This window comes from Exiguobacterium sp. SH5S4, from assembly GCF_004337045.1.
Lineage (GTDB): Bacteria > Bacillota > Bacilli > Exiguobacteriales > Exiguobacteriaceae > Exiguobacterium > Exiguobacterium aurantiacum_A.
This window is the reverse complement of record NZ_SJUQ01000076.1, coordinates 1-410: the sequence shown is the minus strand read 5'-3', so window position 1 is coordinate 410 and position 410 is coordinate 1. Positions and strand designations below refer to the sequence as shown.

Annotated in this window: 1 protein-coding gene; it reads right to left on the bottom strand. The window is 53.2% G+C overall.

From position 1 onward, the window contains the following. Nucleotides 1-410: sigma 54-interacting transcriptional regulator (locus EVJ32_RS16035; RefSeq protein WP_201740703.1), on the bottom strand; the 410-nt coding region annotated here is incomplete at both ends.

The window sequence follows — 410 nt, the reverse complement described above, 5'->3', positions numbered from 1 at the left end:
ACGTTCGCCAGCTTAAAAATGCGATTTACCGGACGCAGCTCATACCCTTCCAGTTGCGTCAGCGCCCGGTAAATCGCATTTTTAAGCTGGCGAACGTTACCCGGCCAGCCGTAACGAGTGAGGACCGTACTCAGATCGGCAGACAGTTTCGGTCGCGGAACGCCCTGTTCGTCGGCAAAACGCGCCACGAACAGTTCGGTCAACGGCATAATATCCTGCGGACAATCGCGCAACGGCGGCAAATTAAGCGTCAGAACGTTAAGTCGATAATAGAGATCTTCGCGGAACAGTCCTTTTTGCACCAGCTCCACCAGATTTTTCTGCGTGGCGCAGATAACACGGACATCAACATGAATTTCGTGATCTTCGCCGACGCGACGGAACGTACCATCGTTGAGAAAACGCAGCAG